Annotated in this window: 21 protein-coding genes and 1 riboswitch; of the genes, 13 read left to right on the top strand and 8 right to left on the bottom strand. The window is 74.9% G+C overall.

The window, feature by feature from the left end:
- Nucleotides 1–12 precede the first annotated feature (12 nt).
- The 6 genes from F1D97_RS15770 to F1D97_RS15745 all read left to right on the top strand — a co-directional run bounded on the left by F1D97_RS15770 (nucleotide 13) and on the right by F1D97_RS15745 (nucleotide 8,009).
- Nucleotides 13–1,416 (top strand): ATP-binding protein, encoded by a 1,404-nt coding sequence (locus F1D97_RS15770; protein ID WP_396022537.1) that lies wholly within the window; start codon nucleotides 13–15, stop codon nucleotides 1,414–1,416.
- Entirely contained in the window at nucleotides 1,413–2,129 is a 717-nt protein-coding gene (locus F1D97_RS15765; protein ID WP_236121441.1) for a response regulator, read from the top strand. Before F1D97_RS15770 ends, F1D97_RS15765 begins: the two co-directional genes overlap by 4 nt.
- Nucleotides 2,130–2,186: 57 nt before the next feature.
- The gene (locus F1D97_RS15760) at nucleotides 2,187–2,531 is read left to right on the top strand and encodes a hypothetical protein (protein ID WP_236121440.1); all 345 of its coding nucleotides are present in this window, start codon (nucleotides 2,187–2,189) and stop codon (nucleotides 2,529–2,531) included.
- Nucleotides 2,532–2,595: 64 nt separating this feature from the next.
- Entirely contained in the window at nucleotides 2,596–3,078 is a 483-nt protein-coding gene (locus tag F1D97_RS15755; RefSeq protein ID WP_236121439.1) for a DUF456 domain-containing protein, read from the top strand.
- Nucleotides 3,079–3,187: 109 nt separating this feature from the next.
- Nucleotides 3,188–5,806 carry a DNA helicase PcrA gene (pcrA, locus tag F1D97_RS15750; protein ID WP_236121438.1) on the top strand — a complete coding sequence of 873 codons (2,619 nt, stop codon included), beginning with the start codon at nucleotides 3,188–3,190 and terminating at the stop codon, nucleotides 5,804–5,806.
- A 148-nt stretch (nucleotides 5,807–5,954) separates the two neighbouring features.
- Nucleotides 5,955–8,009 (top strand): acyltransferase family protein, encoded by a 2,055-nt coding sequence (locus F1D97_RS15745; RefSeq protein ID WP_236121437.1) that lies wholly within the window; start codon nucleotides 5,955–5,957, stop codon nucleotides 8,007–8,009.
- A gap of 30 nt (nucleotides 8,010–8,039) precedes the next feature.
- On the opposite strand, the gene F1D97_RS15740 is transcribed toward F1D97_RS15745, so the two are convergent.
- Complete coding sequence (locus F1D97_RS15740; protein ID WP_236121436.1) at nucleotides 8,040–8,564, bottom strand: Clp protease N-terminal domain-containing protein; 525 nt, start codon at nucleotides 8,562–8,564, stop codon at nucleotides 8,040–8,042.
- On the bottom strand, nucleotides 8,564–8,779 hold the full coding sequence (locus F1D97_RS15735; protein ID WP_236121435.1) for a helix-turn-helix domain-containing protein: 216 nt from the start codon (nucleotides 8,777–8,779) through the stop codon (nucleotides 8,564–8,566). Before F1D97_RS15735 ends, F1D97_RS15740 begins: the two co-directional genes overlap by 1 nt.
- 91 nt (nucleotides 8,780–8,870) lie before the next feature.
- Between F1D97_RS15735 and F1D97_RS15730 the strand changes: the two genes are divergently transcribed.
- Nucleotides 8,871–10,961 carry an ABC transporter ATP-binding protein gene (locus F1D97_RS15730; RefSeq protein ID WP_236123636.1) on the top strand — a complete coding sequence of 697 codons (2,091 nt, stop codon included), beginning with the start codon at nucleotides 8,871–8,873 and terminating at the stop codon, nucleotides 10,959–10,961.
- Nucleotides 10,962–10,970: 9 nt separating this feature from the next.
- On the opposite strand, the gene F1D97_RS15725 is transcribed toward F1D97_RS15730, so the two are convergent.
- The 3 genes from F1D97_RS15725 to F1D97_RS15715 all read right to left on the bottom strand — a co-directional run bounded on the left by F1D97_RS15725 (nucleotide 10,971) and on the right by F1D97_RS15715 (nucleotide 13,014).
- Nucleotides 10,971–11,804: a hypothetical protein gene (locus F1D97_RS15725; protein WP_236121434.1), complete on the bottom strand. Its 834-nt coding sequence runs from the start codon at nucleotides 11,802–11,804 to the stop codon at nucleotides 10,971–10,973.
- A gap of 158 nt (nucleotides 11,805–11,962) precedes the next feature.
- Complete coding sequence (locus F1D97_RS15720; protein WP_236121433.1) at nucleotides 11,963–12,277, bottom strand: type VII secretion target; 315 nt, start codon at nucleotides 12,275–12,277, stop codon at nucleotides 11,963–11,965.
- Nucleotides 12,274–13,014, bottom strand: a complete 741-nt coding sequence (locus F1D97_RS15715; protein WP_236121432.1) for a hypothetical protein — start codon at nucleotides 13,012–13,014, stop codon at nucleotides 12,274–12,276. The genes F1D97_RS15720 and F1D97_RS15715 overlap by 4 nt, the downstream gene beginning before the upstream one ends.
- A 337-nt stretch (nucleotides 13,015–13,351) precedes the next feature.
- Between F1D97_RS15715 and sucC the strand changes: the two genes are divergently transcribed.
- The 3 genes from sucC to F1D97_RS15700 all read left to right on the top strand — a co-directional run bounded on the left by sucC (nucleotide 13,352) and on the right by F1D97_RS15700 (nucleotide 16,944).
- Nucleotides 13,352–14,527 (top strand): ADP-forming succinate--CoA ligase subunit beta, encoded by a 1,176-nt coding sequence (sucC, locus tag F1D97_RS15710; RefSeq protein ID WP_236121431.1) that lies wholly within the window; start codon nucleotides 13,352–13,354, stop codon nucleotides 14,525–14,527.
- 23 nt (nucleotides 14,528–14,550) lie between these two features.
- Entirely contained in the window at nucleotides 14,551–15,441 is an 891-nt protein-coding gene (gene sucD / locus F1D97_RS15705; protein ID WP_236121430.1) for a succinate--CoA ligase subunit alpha, read from the top strand.
- A gap of 165 nt (nucleotides 15,442–15,606) precedes the next feature.
- On the top strand, nucleotides 15,607–16,944 hold the full coding sequence (locus tag F1D97_RS15700; RefSeq protein WP_236121429.1) for a cell division protein PerM: 1,338 nt from the start codon (nucleotides 15,607–15,609) through the stop codon (nucleotides 16,942–16,944).
- 23 nt (nucleotides 16,945–16,967) lie between these two features.
- On the opposite strand, the gene F1D97_RS15695 is transcribed toward F1D97_RS15700, so the two are convergent.
- A complete protein-coding gene (locus F1D97_RS15695) occupies nucleotides 16,968–17,501 on the bottom strand; it encodes a hypothetical protein (RefSeq protein WP_236121428.1) in 534 nt (177 codons plus the stop codon).
- 93 nt (nucleotides 17,502–17,594) lie between these two features.
- A riboswitch (ZMP/ZTP riboswitch) is annotated at nucleotides 17,595–17,682 on the top strand.
- 32 nt (nucleotides 17,683–17,714) lie between these two features.
- On the opposite strand from F1D97_RS15695, the gene purH reads away from it, so the two are divergent.
- Entirely contained in the window at nucleotides 17,715–19,361 is a 1,647-nt protein-coding gene (purH, locus tag F1D97_RS15690; protein ID WP_236121427.1) for a bifunctional phosphoribosylaminoimidazolecarboxamide formyltransferase/IMP cyclohydrolase, read from the top strand.
- A gap of 84 nt (nucleotides 19,362–19,445) precedes the next feature.
- Here the strand turns inward: purH and F1D97_RS15685 are convergent, their stop codons facing one another.
- Nucleotides 19,446–20,732, bottom strand: coding sequence for an NAD(P)/FAD-dependent oxidoreductase (locus F1D97_RS15685; protein ID WP_236121426.1), 1,287 nt, complete (start codon nucleotides 20,730–20,732; stop codon nucleotides 19,446–19,448).
- Nucleotides 20,733–20,766: 34 nt separating this feature from the next.
- Between F1D97_RS15685 and F1D97_RS15680 the strand changes: the two genes are divergently transcribed.
- The gene (locus tag F1D97_RS15680; protein WP_236121425.1) at nucleotides 20,767–21,366 is read left to right on the top strand and encodes a DUF3017 domain-containing protein; all 600 of its coding nucleotides are present in this window, start codon (nucleotides 20,767–20,769) and stop codon (nucleotides 21,364–21,366) included.
- 69 nt (nucleotides 21,367–21,435) lie between these two features.
- On the opposite strand, the gene F1D97_RS15675 is transcribed toward F1D97_RS15680, so the two are convergent.
- On the bottom strand, nucleotides 21,436–22,545 hold the full coding sequence (locus F1D97_RS15675) for an MIP family channel protein (RefSeq protein ID WP_236121424.1): 1,110 nt from the start codon (nucleotides 22,543–22,545) through the stop codon (nucleotides 21,436–21,438).
- A gap of 269 nt (nucleotides 22,546–22,814) precedes the next feature.
- Between F1D97_RS15675 and F1D97_RS15670 the strand changes: the two genes are divergently transcribed.
- Complete coding sequence (locus tag F1D97_RS15670; RefSeq protein ID WP_236121423.1) at nucleotides 22,815–24,032, top strand: NADP-dependent isocitrate dehydrogenase; 1,218 nt, start codon at nucleotides 22,815–22,817, stop codon at nucleotides 24,030–24,032.
- Nucleotides 24,033–24,371: the final 339 nt, after the last annotated feature.

Genomic DNA, 24,371 nt, shown 5'->3' with positions numbered 1-24,371 from the left:
GACGATTCCCGTGTGGACCTCACCGCCGGACCGACCCCCGGGCCGCCCGCCGCTGCGAGCGCCGTGCCGCGCCCCCGCACGCCGCGCGGTGCGCTGCGGCGCCCCGAGCGCGGGCGGTGGGTCGGCGGTGTCGCATCGGGCGTCGCGGCGCACCTGGGCCTGCCGCTGGGCGGGGTGCGCGTGGCGTTCGTCGTCGCGACGCTCGTGGGCGGCGTGGGGGTCGTGCTGTACGGGTTCTGGTGGCTCACCGTGCCGCCGGGCGACCCGTGGGACGTCGCGGCGGCGTCACGGCCGAGCAACCTCGCGCGCCTCGCGGGCCGGCCGGTCTGCGACGACGAGCACCCGCGCCGCCGCCGGTGGCCGGTGACGGACATCGCGGTCGGCGCCCTGCTGGTGACGGTCGCGGGGGTGCTGGTCGCGGTGCGCTACGACCGGCTCGACGCGGGCTGGGTGCTGCCGATGCTCGTCGTCCTCGCGGGTGCCGCGCTCGCCTGGAGCCAGCTCGACGAGGTCGCCCGCGGACGGTGGCGCAGTCGCGCGGGCGGTCGCACCCCCGTGTCCGTGGTGCGCCTGCTCGGCGGTGTCGTGCTGGCGGGCGTGGGTGTGCTGCTCCTCGTCGGGCGCGCGACCGGGCCCGGCGTGGACGCGGCGACGTTCGTGCAGTCCGTCGTGGCGTCGCTCGCGGTGCTGGCGGGCGTCGCGCTCGTCGTCGCGCCGTGGTGGCTGCGGCTGTGGCGGGCGCTCGCCGACGAGCGGGCGGCGCGGGCGCGCGAGTCCGAGCGCGCCGACATCGCCGCGCACCTGCACGACTCGGTGCTGCAGACCCTCGCGCTCATCCGCGCCCGGGCCGACGACCCGGCCGAGGTCGCGCGCATGGCGCGCGCGCAGGAGCGCGAGCTGCGCGAGTGGCTGTACGACGACCGCCCGGCGCCCGGCACGTCGCTCGCGGCCGCGCTGCGGGACGTCGTCGCCGAGGTCGAGGACTCGCGCTCGGGTCCGGGCGGCGAGCCGGTGGCGGTCGACACGGTCGTCGTCGGGGACCGCGTGCCGGACGAGGCGACCGCCGCGCTGCTGCAGGCGACGCGCGAGGCGCTCGTCAACGCGGTCGTGCACGGGCGGCCGCCCGTGTCGCTCTACCTCGAGGTGGGTGCGGCCGAGGTCGAGGTGTTCGTCAAGGACCGCGGCGACGGGTTCGACCTGGACGCGGTGTCGCCCGACCGGTTCGGGGTGCGCGAGTCGATCCTCGGGCGGGTGCGGCGCCGGGGCGGGACCGCGACCGTGACGAGCCGGCCCGGCCAGGGCACCGAGGTCCATCTCGCGATGCCGTTCGCCCCCGTCGCGCAGGCGGAGCCGCCGGGCGCACCCGCCGTCGCCACGCAGGCCGGTGCCCCGGCCCCGACCGAGGAGGAGTCATGACGCAGGACGTCCCGCAGGTGCCGGACCGGATCGCCGCGGCGGGTCAGGCCACCGGGCCGGGCGGGGGTGCGGTCGACGTCGTCCTGGTGGACGACCACCACCTGTTCCGCACGGGCGTGCGCGCGTCGCTCGACGAGCGCGTGCGCGTCGTCGGGGAGGCCGCGAGCGTCGACGAGGCGGTGCGCGTGGTGCACGAGGTGCGCCCGCCGGTCGTCCTGCTCGACGTGCACCTGCCGGGCGGCGACGGGGGAGGCGGTGCGGAGGTCATCCGCGCGTGCGCCGACGTGCCCGGGACGCGGTTCCTCGCGCTGTCCGTCTCGGACGCCTCGGAGGACGTGGTCGCCGTGATCCGCGCGGGTGCCCGCGGGTACGTCACGAAGGCGATCGACGGGAGCGCGCTGAGCGACGCCGTGCGGCGCGTCGCGGACGGTGACGCGGTGTTCTCGCCGCGGCTCGCGGGGTTCGTGCTCGACGCGTTCGGCGCGGCGGCGGGGGACGTCGCGACGGGCGACGACGAGCTCGACCGGCTGTCCGCGCGCGAGCGGGAGGTCATGCGGCTCATCGCGCGCGGCTACACGTACCGCGAGGTCGCCGGGGAGCTGTTCATCTCGATCAAGACCGTCGAGACCCACGTCTCGGCCGTGCTGCGCAAGCTCCAGCTCTCGAACCGGAACGAGCTCACGCGGTGGGCTGCGGCACGCCGCCTGCTGTGACCGATACTTCATGACGTCGCGTCAGATCGCTGGGGGCGCCCTGCGTATCCTTGCCGCATGGAGCTCCTGAAGAACCTGCTGCTCGTCCTGCACCTGCTGGGCTGGGCCGTCGTCCTCGGCGGCGTGCTCGTCACCATGCGCGAGCCCAAGATCCCGAACGGCGCGCTGCACGGCGCCCTCACGGCCCTCGTGACCGGGATCCTCATGGTCGGCGTGGTCGAGATGGGTGACCTGTACGACCCGAACCACGTGAAGATCGCCGTCAAGCTCGTCGTCGCGCTCGCCGTCACGGCGCTCGTCGTCGTCGGGGTGCGCAAGCCCGAGAAGGTGACCACCGGGTACCTCGGCGCGATCGCTGGGCTGACCGTCGTCAACGTCGCCGTGGCGGCGCTCTGGCGCTGATGCGTCACTGCTCCCCGCGGCGACCGGCCGCGGGGAGCGCGCCCGACCGGTAGCCTCGGGCCTCGTGCCGGGCTGGGGAGAGGTCGCCGTCGGACTCGTCGTGCTCGTCGGGCTGTTCGGCGTGGTCGTGCAGGTGCTGCCCGGCGCGCTGCTCGTCGCGGGTGCCGTCGTCGTCTGGGGCGTCGTCACGGGCGGGTTCGTCGGGTGGACGGTCGCGGTGGTCGCGGTGCTGGTCACCGGCGTCGCGATGGTCGCCAAGTACCTGCTCGCCGGGCGGCACCTCAAGCGCGCCGGAGTGCCCGGCTCCACGCTGCTGTGGGGCGGGGTCGCCGGTGCCGTGCTGTTCTTCGTCATCCCGGTCGTCGGGCTCCCGGTCGGGTTCGTCGGCGCCGTGTACCTCGCGGAGTGGGTGCGCGTGCGCGAGCCGCGGCCCGCGTGGCGCGCGACCGTCGCCGCGATGCAGGCGACCGGCCTGACGATCCTCGTCGAGCTCGCCGGTGCGATGCTCGTCACGCTCGCGTGGCTCCTCGGCCTCGCGACCTCGTGAGTCGCTGGTGAGTCACTGGTGAGTCACCGGTGAGTCACTGCGTGCGGGCCGTCCGGTGGGCGGCGGGGCGTCCCCGGGTGTCGGTGGCGGCGCCTAGGCTTGTCGCGCCATGACGTCGCTCTTCGAACACCTCCCCGACTCGCTCGGCAGCTCCTTCCGGTCGGCCGTCGCGGCGGCCGCCTCGCGCTCGCACGCGGGTGAGTCGTCCGGGCTCCCGCTGGTCGTGCCGCCGCGCGGCGACTCCGTCGACGGGTCGTCGGACGGAGCGCCGGACGGGGCACCGGACGCGTCGGCGGACGCGTCGGCCGACGAGCGGCGCGCGCACGACGCACAGGCGCGCGAGGCCCGCGCGCAGGCGCTGCTCGAGGGCCTCAACCCGCAGCAGAAGGAGGCCGTGACCCACCACGGCGGTCCGCTCCTCATCGTGGCCGGTGCCGGCTCGGGCAAGACGCGCGTCCTCACGCACCGCATCGCGTACCTGCTCGCCACGCGCCGGGCGCGCGCGGGCGAGGTCCTCGCGATCACGTTCACCAACAAGGCCGCCGCGGAGATGCGCGAGCGCGTCGGCGCGCTGATCGGCCCGGCCGCGGGGCGCATGTGGGTCTCGACGTTCCACTCCGCGTGCGTGCGGATCCTGCGGCGCGAGGCGCAGACCCTCGGCCTGCGCTCGAGCTTCTCGATCTACGACTCCGCGGACTCCCAGCGCCTGCTGACCCTGGTGGCGCGCGAGCTCGACCTGGACCCGAAGAAGTACCCGGCCAAGGCGCTCGCGTCCAAGATCTCGTCGCTCAAGGACGAGCTCGTCGACCCGGAGACGTTCGCGGCGACGTCGGGCGGGGGAGCCGCGAACGACTTCGACTCCGCGCTCGCGCAGGTCTACACGCGCTACCAGGCGCGGCTGCGCCAGGCGCACGCGCTCGACTTCGACGACCTCATCATGACGACCGTGCACCTGCTGCAGGCGTTCCCGGCGGTCGCCGAGCACTACCGCCGCCGGTTCCGGCACGTCCTCGTCGACGAGTACCAGGACACCAACCACGCGCAGTACGTGCTGGTGCGCGAGCTCGTCGGCACGGGCGCCGAGGACGGGCTCGAGCGCGGCGAGCTCACCGTCGTCGGTGACGCGGACCAGTCGATCTACGCGTTCCGCGGCGCGAACATCCGCAACATCCTCGAGTTCGAGGCGGACTACCCGGACGCGCGCACGATCCTGCTCGAGCAGAACTACCGCTCGACGCAGACGATCCTGTCCGCCGCGAACGCCGTCATCAGCAAGAACCCGGGCCGCAAGCCCAAGCGGCTGTGGACCGACTCGGGCGCGGGCGCGCAGATCGTCGCGTACGTCGCCGACGACGAGCGCGAGGAGGCCCGGTTCGTCGTCGAGGAGATCGACCGCCTCGGGGACTCCGCGGGTGTGCGGCCGGGCGACGTCGCGATCTTCTACCGGGCGAACGCCCAGTCCCGCGTGATCGAGGACGCGCTCGTGCGCGTCGGGCTGCCGTACAAGCTCGTCGGCGGCACGCGGTTCTACGAGCGCCGCGAGATCAAGGACGCGATCGCGTACCTGCGCGCGGTCGCGAACCCCGACGACGACGTGAACCTGCGGCGGATCCTCAACGTGCCCAAGCGCGGGCTGGGGGAGCGGTCGGAGGCGATGGTCGCGTCGTTCGCGGAGCGCGAGCGGATGTCGTTCGGGGCCGCGCTCGAGCGGCTCGACGAGGTGCCCGGGCTCGGGACGCGCGCGGTCACCGGGCTGCGTGCGTTCGTCGAGCTCATGGCGGGGCTGCGCGCGCTCGCGGCGGCCGCGGGGCCGGCCGAGGTGCTCGGTGCGGTGCTCGACCGCTCGGGCTACCTCGCCGAGCTGCGGGGCAGCGAGGACCCGCAGGACGCGTCCCGCGTCGAGAACCTCGCCGAGCTGCACGCCGTGGCGACCGAGTTCGAGCAGAGCGACCCCGACGGCGACCTCGCGGACTTCCTCGAGCGCGTGTCCCTCGTCGCGGACTCCGACCAGATCCCGACCCCCGACGGTGGCGACGAGGTCGCGGACGACGAGCCCGAGCCCGGCGTCGTCACGCTCATGACGCTGCACACCGCCAAGGGCCTCGAGTTCCCGGTCGTTTTCCTCACGGGGATGGAGGACGGGACGTTCCCGCACATGCGCTCGCTGTCCGACCCGGACCAGCTCGCGGAGGAGCGGCGGCTCGCGTACGTCGGCCTGACCCGGGCGCGCGAGCGGTTGTACATCTCGCGTGCAGCGATCCGTACGGCCTGGGGCGTGCCGAACGAGTTCCCGCCCAGCCGGTTCCTCGCGGACCTGCCCGAGGAGCTCATCGACTGGCGGCGGCGCGAGTCCTCGACGTCCGCGCTGCGCGGCGGCTGGGGCTCGGGCTTCGGCGCCGGCGGGCGCTCCGGCGGCTACGGCTCGGGCTCCGGCTCGGGGTCCGGGTACGGCTCGGGCCGGGCCGGATCGGGCGGCTACACGTCCACCAAGCGCGAGGAGCGCCCCGCGCTGCCCTCCACCGGCGCGACGTTCGGCTCCGCGACCCCGCGCCCCGCGGCGGCGATCCCGTCGCTCGACATCGGCGACCGCGTGACGCACGACGCGTACGGCCTCGGGACGGTCGTCGCGCTCGAGGGATCCGGTCACAACGCGGTCGTGAAGGTCGACTTCGGCACCGAGGGGACCAAGCGGCTGCTGCTGCGGTTCTCGCCCGTGACAAAGCTGTAACCTGCGGGTTTGCCGTGATCCAGGGGTCTGGCGACAGTCTCCGGGTGAACGGTCCTGTGCGGCGGTTCGCCGCGGACCGGAGTGTCCGCGTCCCTGTCCACCTGACGGCCCCTACCGTGGCCTTCAGCAGCGAGCAAGCGAGGTGCTGGTGACCACCACGACGTCGCGTCCGGAGTCCGGCGAGCAGACCGCTCCCGAGCCGACCACGCGCCGCCGCACGAGCGGGCACATCCGCGGGCTCGACGGACTGCGGGCGATCGCCGTGGTCGTCGTCATCGCCTACCACCTCTGGCCCGCCACGGTCCCCGGGGGCTTCCTGGGCGTCGACGTGTTCTTCGTCGTCAGCGGCTTCCTCATCACCACGCTGCTGCTCCGGCGCATGGGCGGCGGGAGCGGGCTCGCGCTGCGCGACTTCTGGGTCCGGCGCGCGCGTCGCCTGCTGCCCGCGCTCGGGCTCGTGCTCGTCGTCGGGACGCTCGCCGCACGCCTCGTCGAGCCCGACCTGCTCGTCGGCGTCCGGCGCCAGTGGCTCGGAGCCTGGACGTTCTCCACCAACTGGCTCGAGATCGCCGCGGGGTCCAGCTACTTCGACTCGACGCAGCCCGAGCTGTTCCAGCCGTTCTGGTCGCTCGCCATCGAGGAGCAGTTCTACGTCCTGTGGCCCCTCGTGCTCGCCGGGCTGGTGCTCGGCGTCGCTGCCCTGCACCGACGCGACGGCGCGCGCGCCGTCGCGTTCGCGGTCGGTGCGGCGGCGGTGGCCTCGGCGGTCGCCATGGCCGTCATGTACACCCCGGGCGACGACCCGACGCGCGTCTACTACGGCACCCCGACGCACGCGTTCGGTCTCCTCGCGGGAGCCGCGCTCGCGATCGCGGTGACGGGCCGCCCGCACACGGGTGCGGCGGGCGGTGGCCCCGCCCGCGCGTCGGGCGCCGCTCGCGCGCTGCCCGTGCTCGGGCTGCTCGTGCTCGGCGTGCTCGTCGCGCTGCTGCGCGACGACGACCCGTTCACGTACCGCGGCGGCATCGTGCTCGGGTCGCTCGCCGCGCTCGCGCTCGTCGCGGGCTGCGCCGCGGAGCAGCCGAGCGGACTGCTGCGCGTGCTCGAGCTGCGGCCCGTGGTGTGGGTCGGCGACCGGTCGTACGGGCTGTACCTGTGGCACTGGCCCGTGATCCTCGTCGTCGGGGCCGCGTTCGGTGACGCGCCGGGCTCGCCGCTGTGGTGGCGCGTGCCGGTCGTCTCGCTCGCCCTCACGTTCGTGCTCGCGCACCTGAGCCACCGGTTCGTCGAGATGCCGGTGCGTCGCGACGGCTTCCGGGCCGTCGTGGCCCGCGCGGGCGCCGCGCTGCGGGGGCCGCGGCCGGGTGCCCGGCTCGCCGGTGTGCTCGCGAGCGTGCTCGTCCTCGGCGCGGTCGTCTCGGTCGCGACCGCACCCGCCGTGACCTCGACGCAGAAGGCCATCGAGGCGGCGCAGCGCGAGATCGAGCGGCGCGCCCAGGAGCAGGCGGAGGCCGGCGACGGCTCGGGGGACACCGGCGAGCAGGACGGCGACCCGAAGGCGACCGAGCCGAAGGACCCGGACGCGAAGGACCCCGAGGCCGAGGACCCGGCGAAGGACCCCGAGCAGGACCCCGACGCGAAGGACCCCGAGGCGGGCACGGGCGGCGGCCAGGCCGATCCGGCCGGTCCGGGCCGTGACGCGCAGGGCGCGATCGACGGGTCGGGCGTCGTCGGGTTCGGCGACTCGGTGCTCTCCGGCGCGGCGCCCGCGCTCTTCGACGCGTTCCCGCAGATCTCGATCGACGCCAAGCCCATCCGCAAGTGGCTCGACGCGCCCGAGATCGTGCGCAAGGCGAAGGACGCGGGCGGCCTGCGCCCGGTCGTGGTGCTCAACTTCGGCACGAACGGCGGCTTCAAGTTCGACGGCTCCGTGGAGGCGTTCGAGGAGACGCTCGACGTCATCGGGCCCGACCGCCAGGTGCTCGTGCTCACGGTCGTGGGGATCAGCTACTGGGTCGACGACGCCAACGCGAAGCTCGTCGAGCTCGCGTCGAGCCGCCCGAACGTGCACGTCGTCGACTGGCACGCGTACGTCGCGGAGCACCCGGGCCTGCTGCACAGCGACAAGACGCACCCCAACATGAAGGGCATCGTCGAGTTCGCCGACCTGCTGCGCGAGTCGCTCGAGAAGCTCGACGCCTGACCCGACGGCGACGACGGGCGGCGCGGTCCGTCAGGCGGCCCCTGCCGCCCACGCGGCGGTGACCGCGTCGCGGACCGCGTCGTCGGCGAGGCCGAGCGAGCTGAGCGCGGCGTGGGCGCCGGTGTCGTCGAGCCGGACGGCGGCGAGCAGCAGGTGACCGGTGTCGATGGTCCGGCGCCGCGTCCGCACGGCCTCGCGCAGCGCGACCTCGAGGAGCTTCTTGGCCCCGGGTGTGAACGTCTTCGGGTGCGTCGGCGGGCCGGCGTCGAGCGCTCCGGACCCGAACGTGGACTCGACCTGCGCGCGGACCGCGGTCAGGTCGACGCCGATGGACGCGAGCGCGTCGTCGTCGAGCCCCTGCCGTGCGTGGACCGCGGCTGCCACGTCGTCGGGGCGGACGCCGAGCGTCGACAGCGCGCGCTGCGCGGCGCCGTCGGTCCGCACGGCCGCGAGCAGCACGTGCTCGGAGTCGATGCGCGGCGCGCCGAGCGCGCCGGCCTCGTCCTGGGCCAGGGTGACCGCGGCGCGGGCGTCGCGGGCGAACCTCTCGAACATCAGGGCACCACCTTCCCGTACTTCTTGTGGACCGCCTGGCGCGTGACGCCCAGGCAGTCGGCGATCTGCTGCCAGGACCAGCCCTGACGGCGGGCGCGCTCGACCTGGAGGGCCTCGAGCCGGTCCGCGAGCGTGCGCAGCGAGCGCACGGCCCGCAGCCCCTCGGCGGGCTCGGCGGCGCCCGCCGCGGTGAGCAACGAGTCGTTCCCGGTCATGGCGTCAACATAAGTTGACACTCGTCTGATTGTCAACATCGGTTGACGGCGCGCGCCCCGGTCGCCGTGGACCTACCGTGTCCCGGTGAGCATGGGCGGGCCGGGTGGCCGAGGACACGGAGCGGGTCGACCGCTCGACGAGGCCGCGCAGCGGCGCCTCAACGCGCAGGCGCCCCGCGTGCCCCACCTGGGCCGACGCGTCGTCACCCTGTTCCGGCCCTACCGCGCCCGCATCACCCTGACCGGCGTCATCGTCGTGGTCGCCGCCGGCATCGCCGTCGTCCCGCCGCTCGTCGTGCAGCGCATCTTCGACGACGCGCTGTTCCCCGTCGACGGCTCAGGGCCGGACGTCCCGCTGCTGGTCCGGCTCGTCGTCGGCATGGTCGCGCTGTTCCTCGCGTCCGCCGCGCTCTCCGTCACGCAGACGTGGCTCACCTCGACCGTCGGCAACCGCGTCACGGGCGACCTGCGGGTGCGGCTGTTCGAGCACCTGCAGTCGATGGAGCTCGGCTTCTTCACGCGCACCAAGACCGGCGTCATCCAGTCCCGCCTGCAGAACGACGTCGGCGGCGTCGCTGGCGTCCTGACCAACACCGTCACGACGATCCTCGGCAACGCCGTCACCGTCGTCGCCTCGCTCGTCGCGATGGTGCTCATCGACTGGCGCCTCACGCTCGTCGCCGTGGTGCTCATGCCCGGCCTCGTCGTCGTGCAGCGGCGCGTCGGGCAGGTGCGCGCACGGATCGCTGGCGAGACGCAGGAGTCGCTGTCCGAGCTCACGTCGATCACGCAGGAGACGCTCAGCGTGAGCGGCGTCCTGCTGTCCAAGGCGTTCAACCGGCAGGAGTCCGAGTCCGCGCGGTACCGCGCGGAGAACGACAACCAGGTGCGCCTGCAGGTGCGGCGGGCCATGAGCGGGCAAGGGTTCTTCGCGGTCGTCCAGGTGCTCATGGCGAGCGTGCCCGCCGTCGTGTACCTCGTGTCCGGCCTGCTCATGCGCGACCCGGCGAGCCCCACCATCACCGCGGGCACCATCGTCGCGTTCACGACCGTCCAGGCGCGCCTGCTCGGGCCGCTGCTCGGCCTCATGCGCGTCGCGCTGGACCTGCAGACGTCTGGCGCGCTGTTCGCGCGCATCTTCGAGTACCTCGACCTGCGCCCCGTCATCCGCGACGCGCCCGGCGCGATCGACGCCGCGCACGCACCCGGCCCGCTCGGCCGCGTCGAGTTCCGCGACGTGGTGTTCCGGTACCCCGACGCCGCGCCCGGGTCCCGCGCCACGCTCCAGGGCGTGAGCTTCGTCGCGGAGCCCGGGCAGCACGTCGCGTTCGTCGGCCCGTCCGGCGCCGGCAAGACGACCGTGCTGTACCTCGCGCCCCGGCTCTACGAGGTGTCGGGCGGGACCGTGCTGTTCGCCGGCCAGGACGTCCGCGAGCTCACGCAGCGCTCGATCATCGCGTCGGTCGGGATCGTCTCCCAGGAGACCTACCTGTTCCACGCGACGATCCGCGAGAACCTCGCGTACGCCAAGCCCGACGCGACCGATGCCGAGATCGAGGCCGCATGCCGCGCGGCGAACGTCCACCACGTGATCGCGGGCTTCGAGAAGGGCTACGACACCGTCGTCGGCGAGCGCGGCTACCGGCTCTCGGGTGGCGAGAAGCAACGCATCGCGATCGCCCGCGTGCTGCTCAAGGACCCGCCCGTGCTGCTGCTCGACGAGGCGACGTCCGCGCTCGACACCGTCTCCGAGCGGGTCGTGCAGGAGGCCCTCGACGCCGCGGCGCACGGACGCACCACCCTGACCATCGCGCACCGGCTGTCGACCGTGCTCGACGCCGACGTGATCCACGTGGTCGACGCCGGGCGCATCGTCGAGTCGGGGACGCATGCCGAGCTCGTCGCGGCCGGTGGACTGTACGCCGAGCTCGCCGCCCAGCAGCTCGCGACCTCGCGGGTCCTGGCGGACGAGCCCGACGACCCGCCCGCCGACCACCCCGCGCGCCGCGCCGACCGCGCTCCCGACGACGAGGTCATGGACGACGAGCCCGCGGACCGGCCCGCCGACGGCGGCGCCGGCCTCGTCGACGAACCCGCGCGCGGGACCGCCACGGCCGCCGGTGGTATCGACGCGATCGTCGACCCGCTCGGGCCGCCGCCGTGGCCCCAGGGTCGCGACTGACCCACGCCCTCACACGGTCGCCGTCGGCCAGTGCCCGTGCGGGAAGGCGGACGCGTGGCGCGCCGCGTCCGTGACGTTCACCGTCGCGACCGCGGCCGCACCCTGCACGGCGACGAGCCCGGCGACCGCGGACACGACCATCCCGCTCGTGACCGCGGCCTCCTCGACGACGATCAGCAGCCCGGCCCACGAGAGCACCCCGGAGCCGAACGCCGCGACCGCCGCCACGAACGCCGCCACGACCTTCGCGACGATCACCGCGAGCGCGACGTAGAACGCGAGCCCCGCGACAGCGCACGCGGTCAGCGACGAGGCGACGGTCGCCGCGACGCGGTGCACCTGCGCCGCCGCGGGCGCCTGGCCGACGACCGCCGCACGGTAGGCGCTCGCGGTCGCGCCGTCCCAGGTCCGCGTCGCGCGCAACGCGGACGGCTGCACGGCGCCCGCGACCCCGGACGCGGGTGCCCCGACCTGCGTGATCCAGTCGTGCGCGCGCAGGAAGAACAGCACGGGCGCCGCGGCGCCCTCGAGGAGCTCACCGACGCGGGCGACGAGGCCGCGACCGAGCGCCGCGAGCCGGTCGGCGCACGCGCGCACGGCGTCGGCTAACCAGTCCGGGACCCACGCATGGCCCACCGCGTCGCCAGCCGCGCGCGGGAGGTCCGCGACGCGGTCGGACAGCGCGCGCACCCCGGCGCGCAGGCTCTCGACCGTCGCCTCGTAGGTCGACGGGCTGAAACCCGCCCGACCGAGCACGCCGGCGACGGCACCAGGGGTGGCATGGACGGCGGTGGCATGGACGGCGGTGGCAGGGACGGCGGTGGCAGGGACGGCAGGGCTCATGACGGCTCCTCGCGGTGTCGGCGGTGCTGGCTGCAGGGCGGCGGTGCGGGGCGTGGTCGAGCGCGTGCGTCGGGTCGGGCCGGTCGGGTCGTGGATGGGTGGACGGTGCGGAGCGAGCCCGCGGCGGATGCGGCACGCTCAGGGACGGAGAAGGGGGCTCAGAAGGTGCCGGCGACGAGCTCGGCGACGGCGGCGTCCCGGCGCTCGTACGCGTCGGCCGTCGTCCGCAGCGCCGTGGCGACGTCGGCCATCGCCTCGCCGCCCTCCCGGCAGCGCCCCACGACGTGCTCGACCGCGTCGGCGTGCGCGCCGTGCATGAGCGCGAACACCCCGCTCTCGAGCGTCGAGAGGCTCAGCCGCCCGGCGGCGTCGGCCACCAGCCGGACGGCCGCGGCCTGCTCGTCCCACGTGGTCGCCTCGCGCCGCAGCGCGCCGAGGACGACGTCCAGCCGGACGTCGGGGTCGGCGCTCACGTGCGGTCCGCGGCGGCCGAGGTCGGGTCGGCGGTGAGCGCCCGCAGGTGCGCGAGGACCTCGGCGAGGAGCTCGTCGCTCACGGCGGGCGTCTGCGCGGCGATCCGGCGCTCCAGGTCGGCGACGGCCGCGCGTACCGCGCCGGTGAGCAGCCGGGACAGCTGCGTGCCGCTCGTGCGGGCGATGCGCGGGCCGCGCAGCGTGACGCCCGCGACCCCGCCGCGCACGACGCGGACCTCGATCTCGTGGTCGAGCGCGCTGCCGGTGCCGACGGCGGCCGCGTCGTCGGCCGCGGAGGCCTGCGACGCCGCGGACAGCGACGTGATGGCGATCTCCGCGAGCTCGTCGAGCGGGCGCGGCGTGCCGGTGAACGCGGGGGTGGTGCCGGGAGACGGCGCGGGGGAGGCGGGGGTGCTCGTCGTGCGCCCCGCGCCCCGGCGCCGGTCGGCGTCGTCGGCCAGCGCGGCCCACGCCTGCTCGTCGAGCGCCCGTGCGGCCGCACGCGCGGCCTCGAGGACCGCGGCGGCGAGGGCGTCGGCGCCGGCCCGCTGCTCCCACCCGTCGACGACCTGGACGGCCGCGGGGGAGCCCTGCGCGTCGAGGGTCACGCGGGCGAGGCGGTGGGAGTCCCACGCCGTGGTCGTCGTCGCCTCGCGTCCGGACGCCGCCTCGTCGCCCGCCGGTGCCCAGGCCCCGGGTGCGTGGGGGTGGTCCCGGTGGGTGCTCTGCTGGGGCATCAGGTGGCCTCCTCGCCGTCTGTCGTGCGCGCGCTGGCGCGGGCACGGGTCGTGCACGTGCAGGTGCTGGTCGCGACGTCCTCGGGTCGCCCCGCCGACGTCAGGAACGGACACTAGAGGGCGATACGGACGTCGCGCAGGTGTTCGGCGGAGGTTGTGGACGTGCGGGCGATACCCGGGTCGCACGCACCGGCGTGACGCCGCAAGGAATCTCGATGTGAAGAGATCCACATCTCTCGACATGAAGAGATCTGGGTGCGACGGTCTAGCATCGGTCCGGCGCACACGGCCGCACCGAGGCCGCCGACGCGCGGTCGACGAGAGGAACTGGACCACAGTGGACCTGTTCGAGTACCAGGCACGGGACATCTTCGAGAAGCACGGCGTACCGGTGCTCGGCGGCATCGTCGCCACCACGCCGGACGAGGCCCGCGCGGCGGCGACGACGCTGCTCCGCGACCAGCCGGGCGTGGTCGTCGTGAAGGCGCAGGTGAAGACGGGCGGCCGCGGCAAGGCGGGCGGCGTGAAGCTCGCGCGTTCCGCGGACGAGGCGGCCGAGCGCGCCGGCGAGATCCTCGGCATGGACATCAAGGGCCACACGGTCCACCGCGTGATGATCGCCGCGGGCGCGAAGATCGCGCAGGAGTTCTACTTCTCGCTGCTGCTGGACCGCGCCGAGCGTCGCTACCTGGCGATGTGCTCGGTCGAGGGCGGCATGGAGATCGAGCAGCTCGCGGTCGAGCGTCCCGAGGCGCTCGCGAAGGTCGCGGTCGACCCGCGCGTGGGCATCGACCAGGCGAAGGCCGACGAGATCGTCGCCGCCGCGGGCTTCGACGCGAGCATCGCGGGCAAGGTCGCCGACGTCCTGCAGAAGCTGTGGGTGGTGTACCGCGACGAGGACGCGACCCTCGTCGAGGTCAACCCGCTCGTGCTGACCGAGGACGGCGAGATCGTCGCGCTCGACGGCAAGGTGTCGCTCGACGCGAACGCGGACTTCCGCCACGCGGACCACGCCGAGCTCGAGGACAAGGCGGCCGCCGACCCGCTCGAGGCGCGCGCCAAGGCCAAGGACCTCAACTACGTCAAGCTCGACGGCGAGGTCGGCATCATCGGCAACGGCGCGGGTCTCGTCATGAGCACGCTCGACGTGGTCGCGTACGCCGGTGAGGCGCACGGCGGCGTGAAGCCCGCGAACTTCCTCGACATCGGCGGCGGTGCCTCGGCCGAGGTCATGGCCGCGGGTCTCGACATCATCCTCACGGACCCGCAGGTCAAGTCGGTGTTCGTCAACGTCTTCGGCGGCATCACCGCGTGCGACGCGGTCGCCAACGGCATCGTCGCCGCGCTGGAGATCCTCGGCGACGAGGCGAGCAAGCCGCTCGTCGTCCGTCTCGACGGCAACAACGTCGTCGAGGGCCGCCAGATCCTCGCCGACGCGAACCACCCGCTGGTCACGCTCGCCGACACGATGGACGGCGGAGCGGACAAGGCCGCCGAGCTCGCGAACGCCTGAGACGACGAGAGAGAACAACTGACATGGCGATCTTCCTCACCGAGGCCAGCAAGGTCATCGTCCAGGGCATGACCGGCTCCGAGGGCACCAAGCACACGACGCGCATGCTCGCGTCGGGCACGGACGTGGTCGGCGGCGTGAACCCGCGCAAGGCCGGCACGAGCGTGTCCTTCCCGAAGGGCGGCGGCACGGTCGACGTGCCGGTGTTCGGCTCCGTCACCGAGGCCGTCGAGGCCACGGGCGCCGACGTGTCCGTGATCTTCGTGCCGCCGGCCCACACCAAGGGCGCGGTCGTCGAGGCCGTCGACGCGGGCGTCCCGCTCGTCGTCATCATCACGGAGGGCGTCCCGGTCGCGGACACCGCCGAGTTCTTCGCGTACGCGCAGGACAAGGGCGTGCGCCTCATCGGCCCGAACTGCCCGGGCCTGATCAGCCCCGGGAAGTCGAACGTCGGCATCATCCCGGCCGACATCACGGGCCCGGGCCGCGTGGGTCTCGTCTCGAAGTCCGGCACGCTGACGTACCAGATGATGTTCGAGCTGCGGGACTTCGGGTTCTCGTCGGCCGTCGGCATCGGCGGTGACCCGATCATCGGGACCACGCACATCGACGCGCTCGCGGCGTTCGAGGCGGACCCCGAGACCGACGTCATCGTGATGATCGGCGAGATCGGCGGCGACGCCGAGGAGCGTGCCGCGGCGTTCATCAAGGACAACGTGACGAAGCCGGTCGTCGGCTACGTCGCGGGCTTCACCGCCCCCGAGGGCAAGACGATGGGCCACGCCGGCGCGATCGTCTCGGGCTCGTCGGGCACGGCGCAGGCCAAGAAGGAGGCCCTGGAGGCCGCGGGCGTGAAGGTCGGCAAGACGCCGTCCGAGACGGCCGCGCTGGCCCGGGAGCTGCTCTCGCGCTGAACCTGATCCCTCGGCGCAGGACGACGCCCCGCACGGCACCCTCCGTGCGGGGCGTCGCCGTCTCCGGACGCGCGACGTCGCCACGCGCGGGGCCATGGACCGGAATGCGGGGACTCGCCGGGCGGCGTGCGCGGATCCCCGCGCCCGGGCGGTGACGATGGGGCGGTGAGTGCCCCGACCGGATCGCGCCGCCGCACGAGACCCGCCCGCGGGACGTCGACGCGGCCCGACGAGCGACGCTCGCCGGTGGCGCCCGGGCGTACGACGACCCCGCGCAGCGGACGCACGTCGCCGTTCTTCGTGAGCGCGCTCGACGGCTCGCCGCACTGGCTCACGGGTGCGCTGGCCGCGATGCAGGGCGCGCTGCTGTCCTTGCTCGTCGTCGTGCTGCCAGCGGTCGCCGCGTACGTCGCGACGTCGGCGGACCCCGCGAACGAGGGCGTCGAGTGGTTCCGGTCGGTCACGGTCGGTGCGGGCGTCTGGCTCGCGGGGCACGGCGTGGCGCCGGACGTCGGGGGCGTGCCGATCACGCTCGTGCCGCTCGGCGTGACGCTGCTCGCGCTGTTCACCGGCTGGGCGTCCGCCCGACGCTCGGGGGTCGCGGACCGCACGGCCCTGCTGGGCGGGACGCTCGCGTACGCCGTGCTCGTGGGCGTGCTGGGCCTGGCGACGGCCGGGCCCGTGGGGGCTGTCCGCGGGCTCGCGGGCGGCGCGCTCGTCGGCGGCGCGGGGCTCGCCGCGGGGCTGCTCGCGCGTCCCGAGGCACCGACGTGGCGCGAGGTCACCCGGCCGTGGCACGGGCGGCTGCCCGTCGTGGTCGCGGTCGGGGTCGAGGGCGCGACCGTCGCGGCGTGCGCGGTCGTCGTCGCGGGCGCCGTCGTCGTGCTGAGCTGGGTGCTCGCCGGGCGGACCACCGTCGTCGCGATCGCGGAGGGCCTCGACCTCGACACGCTCGGGGGAGCGGTGCTCGCGTTCGCCGAGCTCGCGTTCGCGCCCGTGCTCGTCGTGTGGGCCGTCGCGTGGGCGGCCGGACCGGGCTTCTGGGTGGGCGAGGGGACGCACTTCGCGACCGATGCCGTGACGGGCGGGACGTTGCCCGCGGTGCCGATGCTCGGCGCGCTGCCGGGCGCGGACGTCGCGGGCGGCCCGTCGCTGCTGGCGCCCGCGCTGCTCGTCGGCTGCGGTGCGCTCACGGGCTGGTACCTGCACCGCGGTCTGCGCGCGCGCGACGGCCTGCGGGCGTGGAGCACGGCGGTCGCGTGCGTGGTGGCCTCGGCCGGTGCGGGACTCGTCGCCGCGCTGCTCGTCCTGCCGGCGACGGGCGCGGTCGGGCCCGGGCGCATGGCGCACGTCGGGGCGTCGGCCGTCGCGGTGGGCGCCGCGGTCGCGCTCGAGGTGCTGTTCGGTGCCGTGCTCGTCGCGCTGCCGGCTGACGCCAGGCTGCGCCGGGCGTCAGCCGCCGCGCTCGTCGGCGGGTGGGACCGCGCGCGCGGCGCGCGCTGAGCCGCCGAGCACGACCGCGGGCCTCAGCGGCCCGTGCGCTCGTCGAGCCAGTCCTGAACCGACTTCTCGAACGTCGCCTCGCACTCGTGCCGCGCGCTCACGGTCAGCGCGCCCGCGAGGCACTCCTGCCGGTCCAGGTAGAGCGGCCACATGAGGATCATCCCGCCGGACACGACGAGCCAGAACGCCGCCAGGCCCGTCCCGCCGGCGAGCAGCCCCGTCATCGCGCCGCGCACGCGACCGCGCACGGCCCGCACGAGCGCACGGATCCCGACGACGAGCGCCAGCACGCAGAAGACGAGGCTCGCGGCCTGCCACGGGACGGGGAACGTGCCGGTGAGCAGCGTCGCGAGCATGAGCACCGCGAACAGGCGCACCTGCCGCGCGACGTCCTTGACGGTCTCGGGGGACGGCGGCGGTGTCTCGCGCGGCGGCGGCGCGACGGGCTGCTGCGCCGGCGGCACGCCCCACCCGGGCTCGGGGGCGTGCGGCGGCGTGCGGCGCTCCGGCGTGTCCGCCCCCGGGCGGTCGTCGGGCGGCGCGTACGGGTTGCTCACCCCGGCATTCTCGCCCACCGCACCCACGCCCGAGCCCCGGCCGGTCACCACCGGCCGCTGCGGGCCCTCTCGGGCCGGGGCGCGGGCTAGACTGACCCCGGCCGTGACTGGCGAGGGTGGGACCGACCACCGGGGAGCGGCTGAACGTCCCTGCAGCGCACCGCCCGCCTGGGTGCCTGGGTCCCACCGCGATGCCGACCCAGGAGTGTGCTCATGAGCGCCGTCCCGCCCGTTCCCGCCCCCACCCTCGACCCGGCACTCGACCCGGCCTCCGACGCCACGCGCCGCCCGGTCCGCCGGGCCCTCGTCTCGGTCTACGACAAGACCGGTCTCGTCGAGCTCGCCACCGCGCTGCACGCCGCGGGCGTCGAGCTCGTCTCGACCGGCTCGACCGCGTCGACGATCGCCGGTGCCGGCGTGCCGGTCACGCGAGTCGAGGAGCTCACCGGGTTCCCCGAGTGCCTCGACGGGCGCGTCAAGACCCTGCACCCGCGCGTGCACGCCGGGATCCTCGCCGACACCCGCCGGCCCGAGCACCTCGCGCAGCTCGACGAGCTGGGTGTCGCGCCGTTCGAGCTCGTCGTCGTGAACCTGTACCCGTTCACGCAGACCGTCGCGTCGGGCGCGGGGCCGGACGAGTGCGTCGAGCAGATCGACATCGGCGGTCCGTCGATGGTCCGCGCGGCCGCGAAGAACCACCCGAGCGTCGCGATCGTCGTCGACCCGGCGCGGTACGACGAGGTCGGCGCGGCGGTCGCCGCGGGCGGGTTCACGCTCGCGCAGCGCCGCACGCTCGCCGCGCAGGCGTTCGCGCACACCGCGGCGTACGACACGGCGGTCGCGGGCTGGTTCGCGAACGCGTACGCGCCCGACGAGACGGCGACCGGGTCGGGCTTCGGCGCGGTCGTCGGCGCCCAGTGGACCCGCGGCGAGGTGCTGCGCTACGGCGAGAACCCGCACCAGTCCGCCGCGCTGTACCTGTCCGACGAGGGTCGTGCGGGGCACGGCCTGGCGGGCGCGACGCAGCTGCACGGCAAGGCCATGAGCTACAACAACTACGTCGACGCGGACGCCGCGTGGCGCGCGGCGCACGACCACGGCGACGCGCCGACGGTCGCGATCATCAAGCACGCCAACCCGTGCGGCATCGCGGTCGGCGCCGACGTCGCGGACGCGCACGCGAAGGCGCACGCGTGCGACCCGGTCTCGGCGTTCGGCGGGGTCATCGCGACGAACCAGCGGGTCACGCTCGCGGCGGCCGAGCAGATCGCGCCGGTGTTCACCGAGGTCGTCGTGGCGCCCGGGTTCGACGACGACGCGCTCGCGCTGCTCACGCAGAAGAAGAACATCCGCCTGCTCGTCGTGGACGCGCCGCCCGCGGCGCAGGTCGAGCTGCGCGCGGTCTCCGGCGGGCTGCTCGTGCAGCACGTCGACCGGATCGACGCCGCGGGCGACGACCCGACGACGTGGACGCTCGCCGCGGGCGAGGCGGCCGACGACGCGACGCTCGCGGACCTCGCGTTCGCGTGGCGCGCGGTGCGCGCGGTGAAGTCCAACGCGATCCTGCTCGCGCACGACGGCGCGTCGGTCGGCGTGGGCATGGGCCAGGTCAACCGCGTCGACTCGTGCCGCCTCGCGGTCGAGCGCGCGAACACGGGGGACACCCCGCGCGCGCAGGGTGCCGTCGCGGCGTCCGACGCGTTCTTCCCGTTCGCGGACGGCCTGCAGGTGCTGCTCGACGCCGGTGTGCGCGCGGTCGTCCAGCCGGGCGGGTCGGTGCGCGACGAGGAGGTCGTCGCGGCGGCGCAGGCCGCGGGCGTCACCCTGTACCTCACGGGGACGCGCCACTTCGCGCACTGACGCCGTTCTCGGCGCGGACGGCCCCCGGCGCGGCAGCGCACGGGGGCCGTCCCGCATCGGTGGGTGGACGCGCCGGGTGTCGGGTCAGGGGCGCAGCGGGCGGGCCGGGTCGGCGGCGAGCGGGCGCGCGAGCTCGGGCAGCGCCGGCGAGGTGAACAGGCGGCGCGCGGCGCCCACGTCCCGCGGCCGGTCGACCGTGAGGACGGCGGTCAGCGCGTCACCGCCCGGCCGGTACCACAGAGCGGTCCAGCCGTCGCCCGCGGCCGGGTCGCCCCGCAGCACGACGTCGTGCGCGGGCGAGGGTTGCCCGAACAGGGTCAGGTCGTGCCCGAGCTGCGTCGAGAACACGTACGGCGCGCGGTCCCCGCGCCCCGGCGAGGGCACGTCGCCCGGCTCGAGGAGGTCCGCCACGAGCTCGGCCGGGTCGCGCAGCGCGCCGTCCCAGTGCCCGCCGGGCACCCAGCCGTGCCGCCGTGAGCGCCGCAGCGTGACGTCGCCGACCGCGCGCACGTGCCGCCCGGGCGCCCCGAGCACCGTGAAACCCTCGTCGACGCGGAGCGCCCCGTCTGCCTCGCGCGGCAGCGCGTCGCCCAGCCAGGCGGTCGCGGGCCGGGCGCCCACGGCCGCGAGGACGACGTCCGCGGGCAGGTGCGCGCCGTCGGAGAGCCGCACACCGCGCGCGTCGACCGCGGCGACGTGGTGCCCGACGACGAGCCGCACCCCGGCCTCGTCGTACCAGGGCACCGTGAGCGCCCCCACCCGGGTCCCGAGCGCACCCGCGAGGGGCGCGGTCGCGGCCTCGACCACCGTCACCTGCACGCCCGCGCGCGCCGCGACGCCCGCGACCTCCGCGCCGATCCAGCCCGCCCCGACGACGACGAGACGGTCTCCCGGCCGCAGCGCGGCACGCAACGCCTGGGCGTCGGCCCACGTGTGCAGCGTGCGCGCACCCGTCCAGGCCGGCGGGAGGACCGCGTGCGCGCCGGTCGCGACGACGAGCGCGTCGGCGGTCACGTCACCCGCGTCGGTGCGCACGGTCACGTCGTCGGGCGTCACGGCGAGGCCGCGGGCCGGGCGTTCGAGGTGCACCTCGTCGGCGAGCGACGTGATGTCGGTGCCCACCTCGTCGGCGAGCCACGCGGGGGACACGTGGTCGAGCAGGTGCTTCGACAGCGGAGGGCGGTCGTACGGGGCGACGCCCTCGGCCCCGAGGACCGTGACCCGGCCCGTGAAGCCGGACTCGCGCAGCGCGGCGACGGTCTGCGTCGCGGCGAGCCCGGCACCCGCGACGAGCACGGACGCGGGCCCGCGCGCTCGGCCGCCCGGGATGCTCGTCGTGCGTGCGCGCGGTCGGTCGGGCGTCAGGCTCACCCGGCAACGGTAGTCTCACCCGTCGGGAGGCGGGATGGTTCACGAGCGCGTGCCCGGGCAACCGGCACGGACGACGACGACGCACGGTGCGGCGCTGCCCGGCGCCCCGGCCGGGTGGTCGCTCGGTCCGGCGACCCCGGCGACCCCGTCCGCCCCGTCCGGCCAGGTGGCCTCGTCGACCGGTCCGCAGGCGAGCCGGCACGAGCCCGCGCAGCCCCCGCACCACGCGCGCCCGTCGTCGGCGCCCGCGCCGCACGCGTCCGCCCCGGACGCCGCGACCCCGCGGCCGTCGACCGCGCCGGCGGTGCCCGAGGACGTGCCGCCTGCCGAGCGCCCGCTCGACCCGCGCGCCATCGCCCGCGCGTCGCTCGAGGCCTCGCGCAACGCGTCGTTGTGGTGGACGGCGGCCGGCGTCGCGCTCGCGTGCGTGGTCGCGCTCGTCGCCGGGACGCCGGCGGGCGCGTGGACGTTGTCCGCGCTGCTCGCGGCCGGTGCCGGCGTGCGCGCGGTGCGCCCCGAGCCCGGCCCGGTCGCGTGGACCGTGCGCGGACGTGCCCTGGACGTCACGGTGATGACGTTCCTCGCGGTCTCGATCGCGGTCCTCGCGGTCATCCTCCCGACCCCCGAGGGCTGAGACGCGACAGGACGACGAAGGGGTCCGGGCGCGGTGCGCGCCACGGACCCCTCCGGCCGGTCGGGAGCGTCAGCGCTGCTGCTCCTCCACGACGACGACGTCCTCACCGGTGACGTACACGTCGTCCTCCTCGAGGAGGTTGTCCTCGAGCGGGGGCTCCGCGGCGAACGCCCGGTAGACGATGCCCGCGAGCGCGGCACCCACGAGCGGCGCGGCCCAGAAGACCCACAGCTGCTTCCACGCCCACGTCTCGGAGAAGATCGCGGCGGCCGTGGCGCGGGCGGGGTTGAGCGCACCGTTGGTGAGCGGGATGGTGATGAGCAGGCCCACGGCGAGCGTGAGGCCGATCGCGAACGGCGCGACGCGCGTGTTGGCGCGGCGGTCGGTCGAGCCGAGGATCACGGCGACGAAGATGCCCGTGACGACGAGCTCGATGACGATCGCGGTGAACAGCGACGTCTGCGCCTGACCGCCCGTCGCGGTGCTGAGCGCGGTGTGCTCGCCGTAGCCGTTGGCGACGGCCGAGAAGAACGCGCGCGCCGACTCGGACTGCACGAGGTTCGGCAGGTCCGACGGGATCGCGATGAACGCGACCGCGGCACCGAGCGCGCCGCCGACGAGCTGCGCGAGCCAGTAGGGGAGCACGTCCTTCCAGGACGTGCGGCCGCCGAGCGCGGCGCCGAGCGTGACGGCAGGGTTGAAGTGGCCGCCGGAGACGTGGCCGAACGCGGCGGCGCCCGCGGCGAGCGCGAGGCCGAACGCCAGCGCGACGCCGAGCGCGCCGGACCCGCCGCCGAGGATCGCGAACTGCGACGACGAGAACAGCGCGACCGCGAGGCCCGCGAACACCAGGAAGAACGTGCCGAGCACCTCGGCGCCGAGGCGCGCGGGCAGGCCGGGGCCGTCGACGATGACGGTGCCCGCCGGCACGACGTAGGCGTCGTACTCGGTCTCGTCGGCCTCAGGACCCGGCGCGGGCTCCGGGGTCGGCTGGGCGTCGGGCTCGACGACCGGCTCGACGATCGGCTCGGCGACGGTCTCGACGACCGGCTCGGAGACGGTCTCGGTGACCGGCTCGGCGGCCGGCTCGGGGGTCGCCGCGGTCTGCTCGGCGGGCGTCGGGTCCGCGGGCTGGGTGCCCTCGGGCTCGGGCGCGCCGGCGGTGGGGTCCTGGGACATGGCGGTCCGTTCGGTAGATTCGAGTGGTTCGCGGGCCAATATGCCAGCACTGACCGTGGACCGCGGCTGGTGACGGGCACCAAAATCGGTGCTGCGCGTCGTTCGGGCGCGGTTCCCGCGGAGCTCCGGCGGTTTCTCGCCGTCCTCCGGCCGTCACGGCCGCCGCGAACGCCCCGTGGGACGTGACCAGGCTCGCGCCCGCGGCCCGGCTGAGATCTCTCGATGTCGAGTAATCTTGGGTCGGCCCAGTCCCCAGCAAGGAGTCCCGCATGGCGAAGATCAAGGTCGTCGGCCCGGTCGTCGAGCTCGACGGCGACGAGATGACGCGCATCATCTGGCAGTTCATCAAGGACCGCCTGATCCACCCGTACCTCGACATCGACCTGCGGTACTACGACCTGTCGATCGAGAACCGCGACGCGACCGACGACCAGGTGACGATCGACGCGGCCCACGCGATCAAGGAGCACGGCGTCGGCGTCAAGTGCGCCACGATCACGCCGGACGAGGCGCGCGTGGAGGAGTTCGGCCTCAAGAAGATGTGGCTGTCGCCGAACGGCACGATCCGCAACATCCTGGGCGGCGTCGTGTTCCGCGAGCCGATCATCATCAGCAACATCCCGCGCCTCGTGCCGGGCTGGAACAAGCCGATCATCATCGGCCGTCACGCGCACGGCGACCAGTACAAGGCGACCAACTTCAAGGTCCCGGGTGCGGGCACGCTCACCCTGACGTTCGAGCCGGCGGACGGCTCGGAGCCCATCAAGCAGCAGGTCGTGACGTACCCGGAGGCGGGCGGCGTCGCGATGGGCATGTACAACTTCAACGAGTCGATCCGCGACTTCGCGCGCGCCTCGTTCGCGTACGGCCTGCAGCGCGGCTACCCGGTGTACCTCTCGACGAAGAACACGATCCTCAAGGCGTACGACGGTGCGTTCAAGGACATCTTCCAGGAGGTGTTCGACACCGAGTTCAAGGAGCAGTTCGACGCCGCGGGCCTGACGTACGAGCACCGTCTGATCGACGACATGGTCGCCGCCGCGATGAAGTGGGAGGGCGGCTACGTCTGGGCGTGCAAGAACTACGACGGTGACGTGCAGTCCGACACGGTCGCGCAGGGTTTCGGCTCGCTGGGTCTGATGACGTCGGTCCTCATGACGCCCGACGGCAAGACCGTCGAGGCCGAGGCGGCGCACGGCACGGTGACGCGTCACTACCGCCAGCACCAGGCGGGCAAGCCGACGTCGACGAACCCGATCGCCTCGATCTTCGCGTGGACGGGCGGCCTCAAGCACCGCGGCAAGCTCGACGGCACCCCCGAGGTCACGCGCTTCGCCGAGACGCTCGAGGACGTCGTCATCGCGACCGTCGAGAGCGGCAAGATGACGAAGGACCTCGCGCTGCTCATCGGCCCGGAGCAGCCGTGGCTGACGACCGAGGAGTTCCTCGCGGCCCTCGACGAGAACCTGGCGGCGCGCCTGGGCTGAGCCCCTCGTGTCCCTCGAACGGCGTCCACCCTGCGGGGTGGGCGCCGTTCGTCGTCCCGGGTGACCGTCCCGCGCTCCGAGGACGGTCGGTGTGGGCGCGCGCCGTGTCGTCGCAGGTGGTGGAGTGGGGTGGTTCGTGGCGCTTGGTCACGGGTCGGCAACGGCCTCCGCAAACTCTTGCTGCAAGTTGCGGCAAGCCGGTACGTTGCCGCCAGCCGTCGACGCCGTCGTCGTCGGACGCCCCGCGGCTCGTCCGCAGCACGGCCGAGCGGCCGCCTGCCGACACCGCCGCGGGGCGCGCAAGCCCGCATGCCCGCGTCGCCCCGGCGCGGAGACGAA

This window comes from Cellulomonas palmilytica (assembly GCF_021590045.1).
Taxonomy (GTDB): Bacteria; Actinomycetota; Actinomycetes; order Actinomycetales; family Cellulomonadaceae; genus Cellulomonas; species Cellulomonas palmilytica.
The sequence above is the reverse complement of the archived record's forward strand: the minus strand, read 5'-3'. Positions and strand labels throughout refer to the sequence as shown.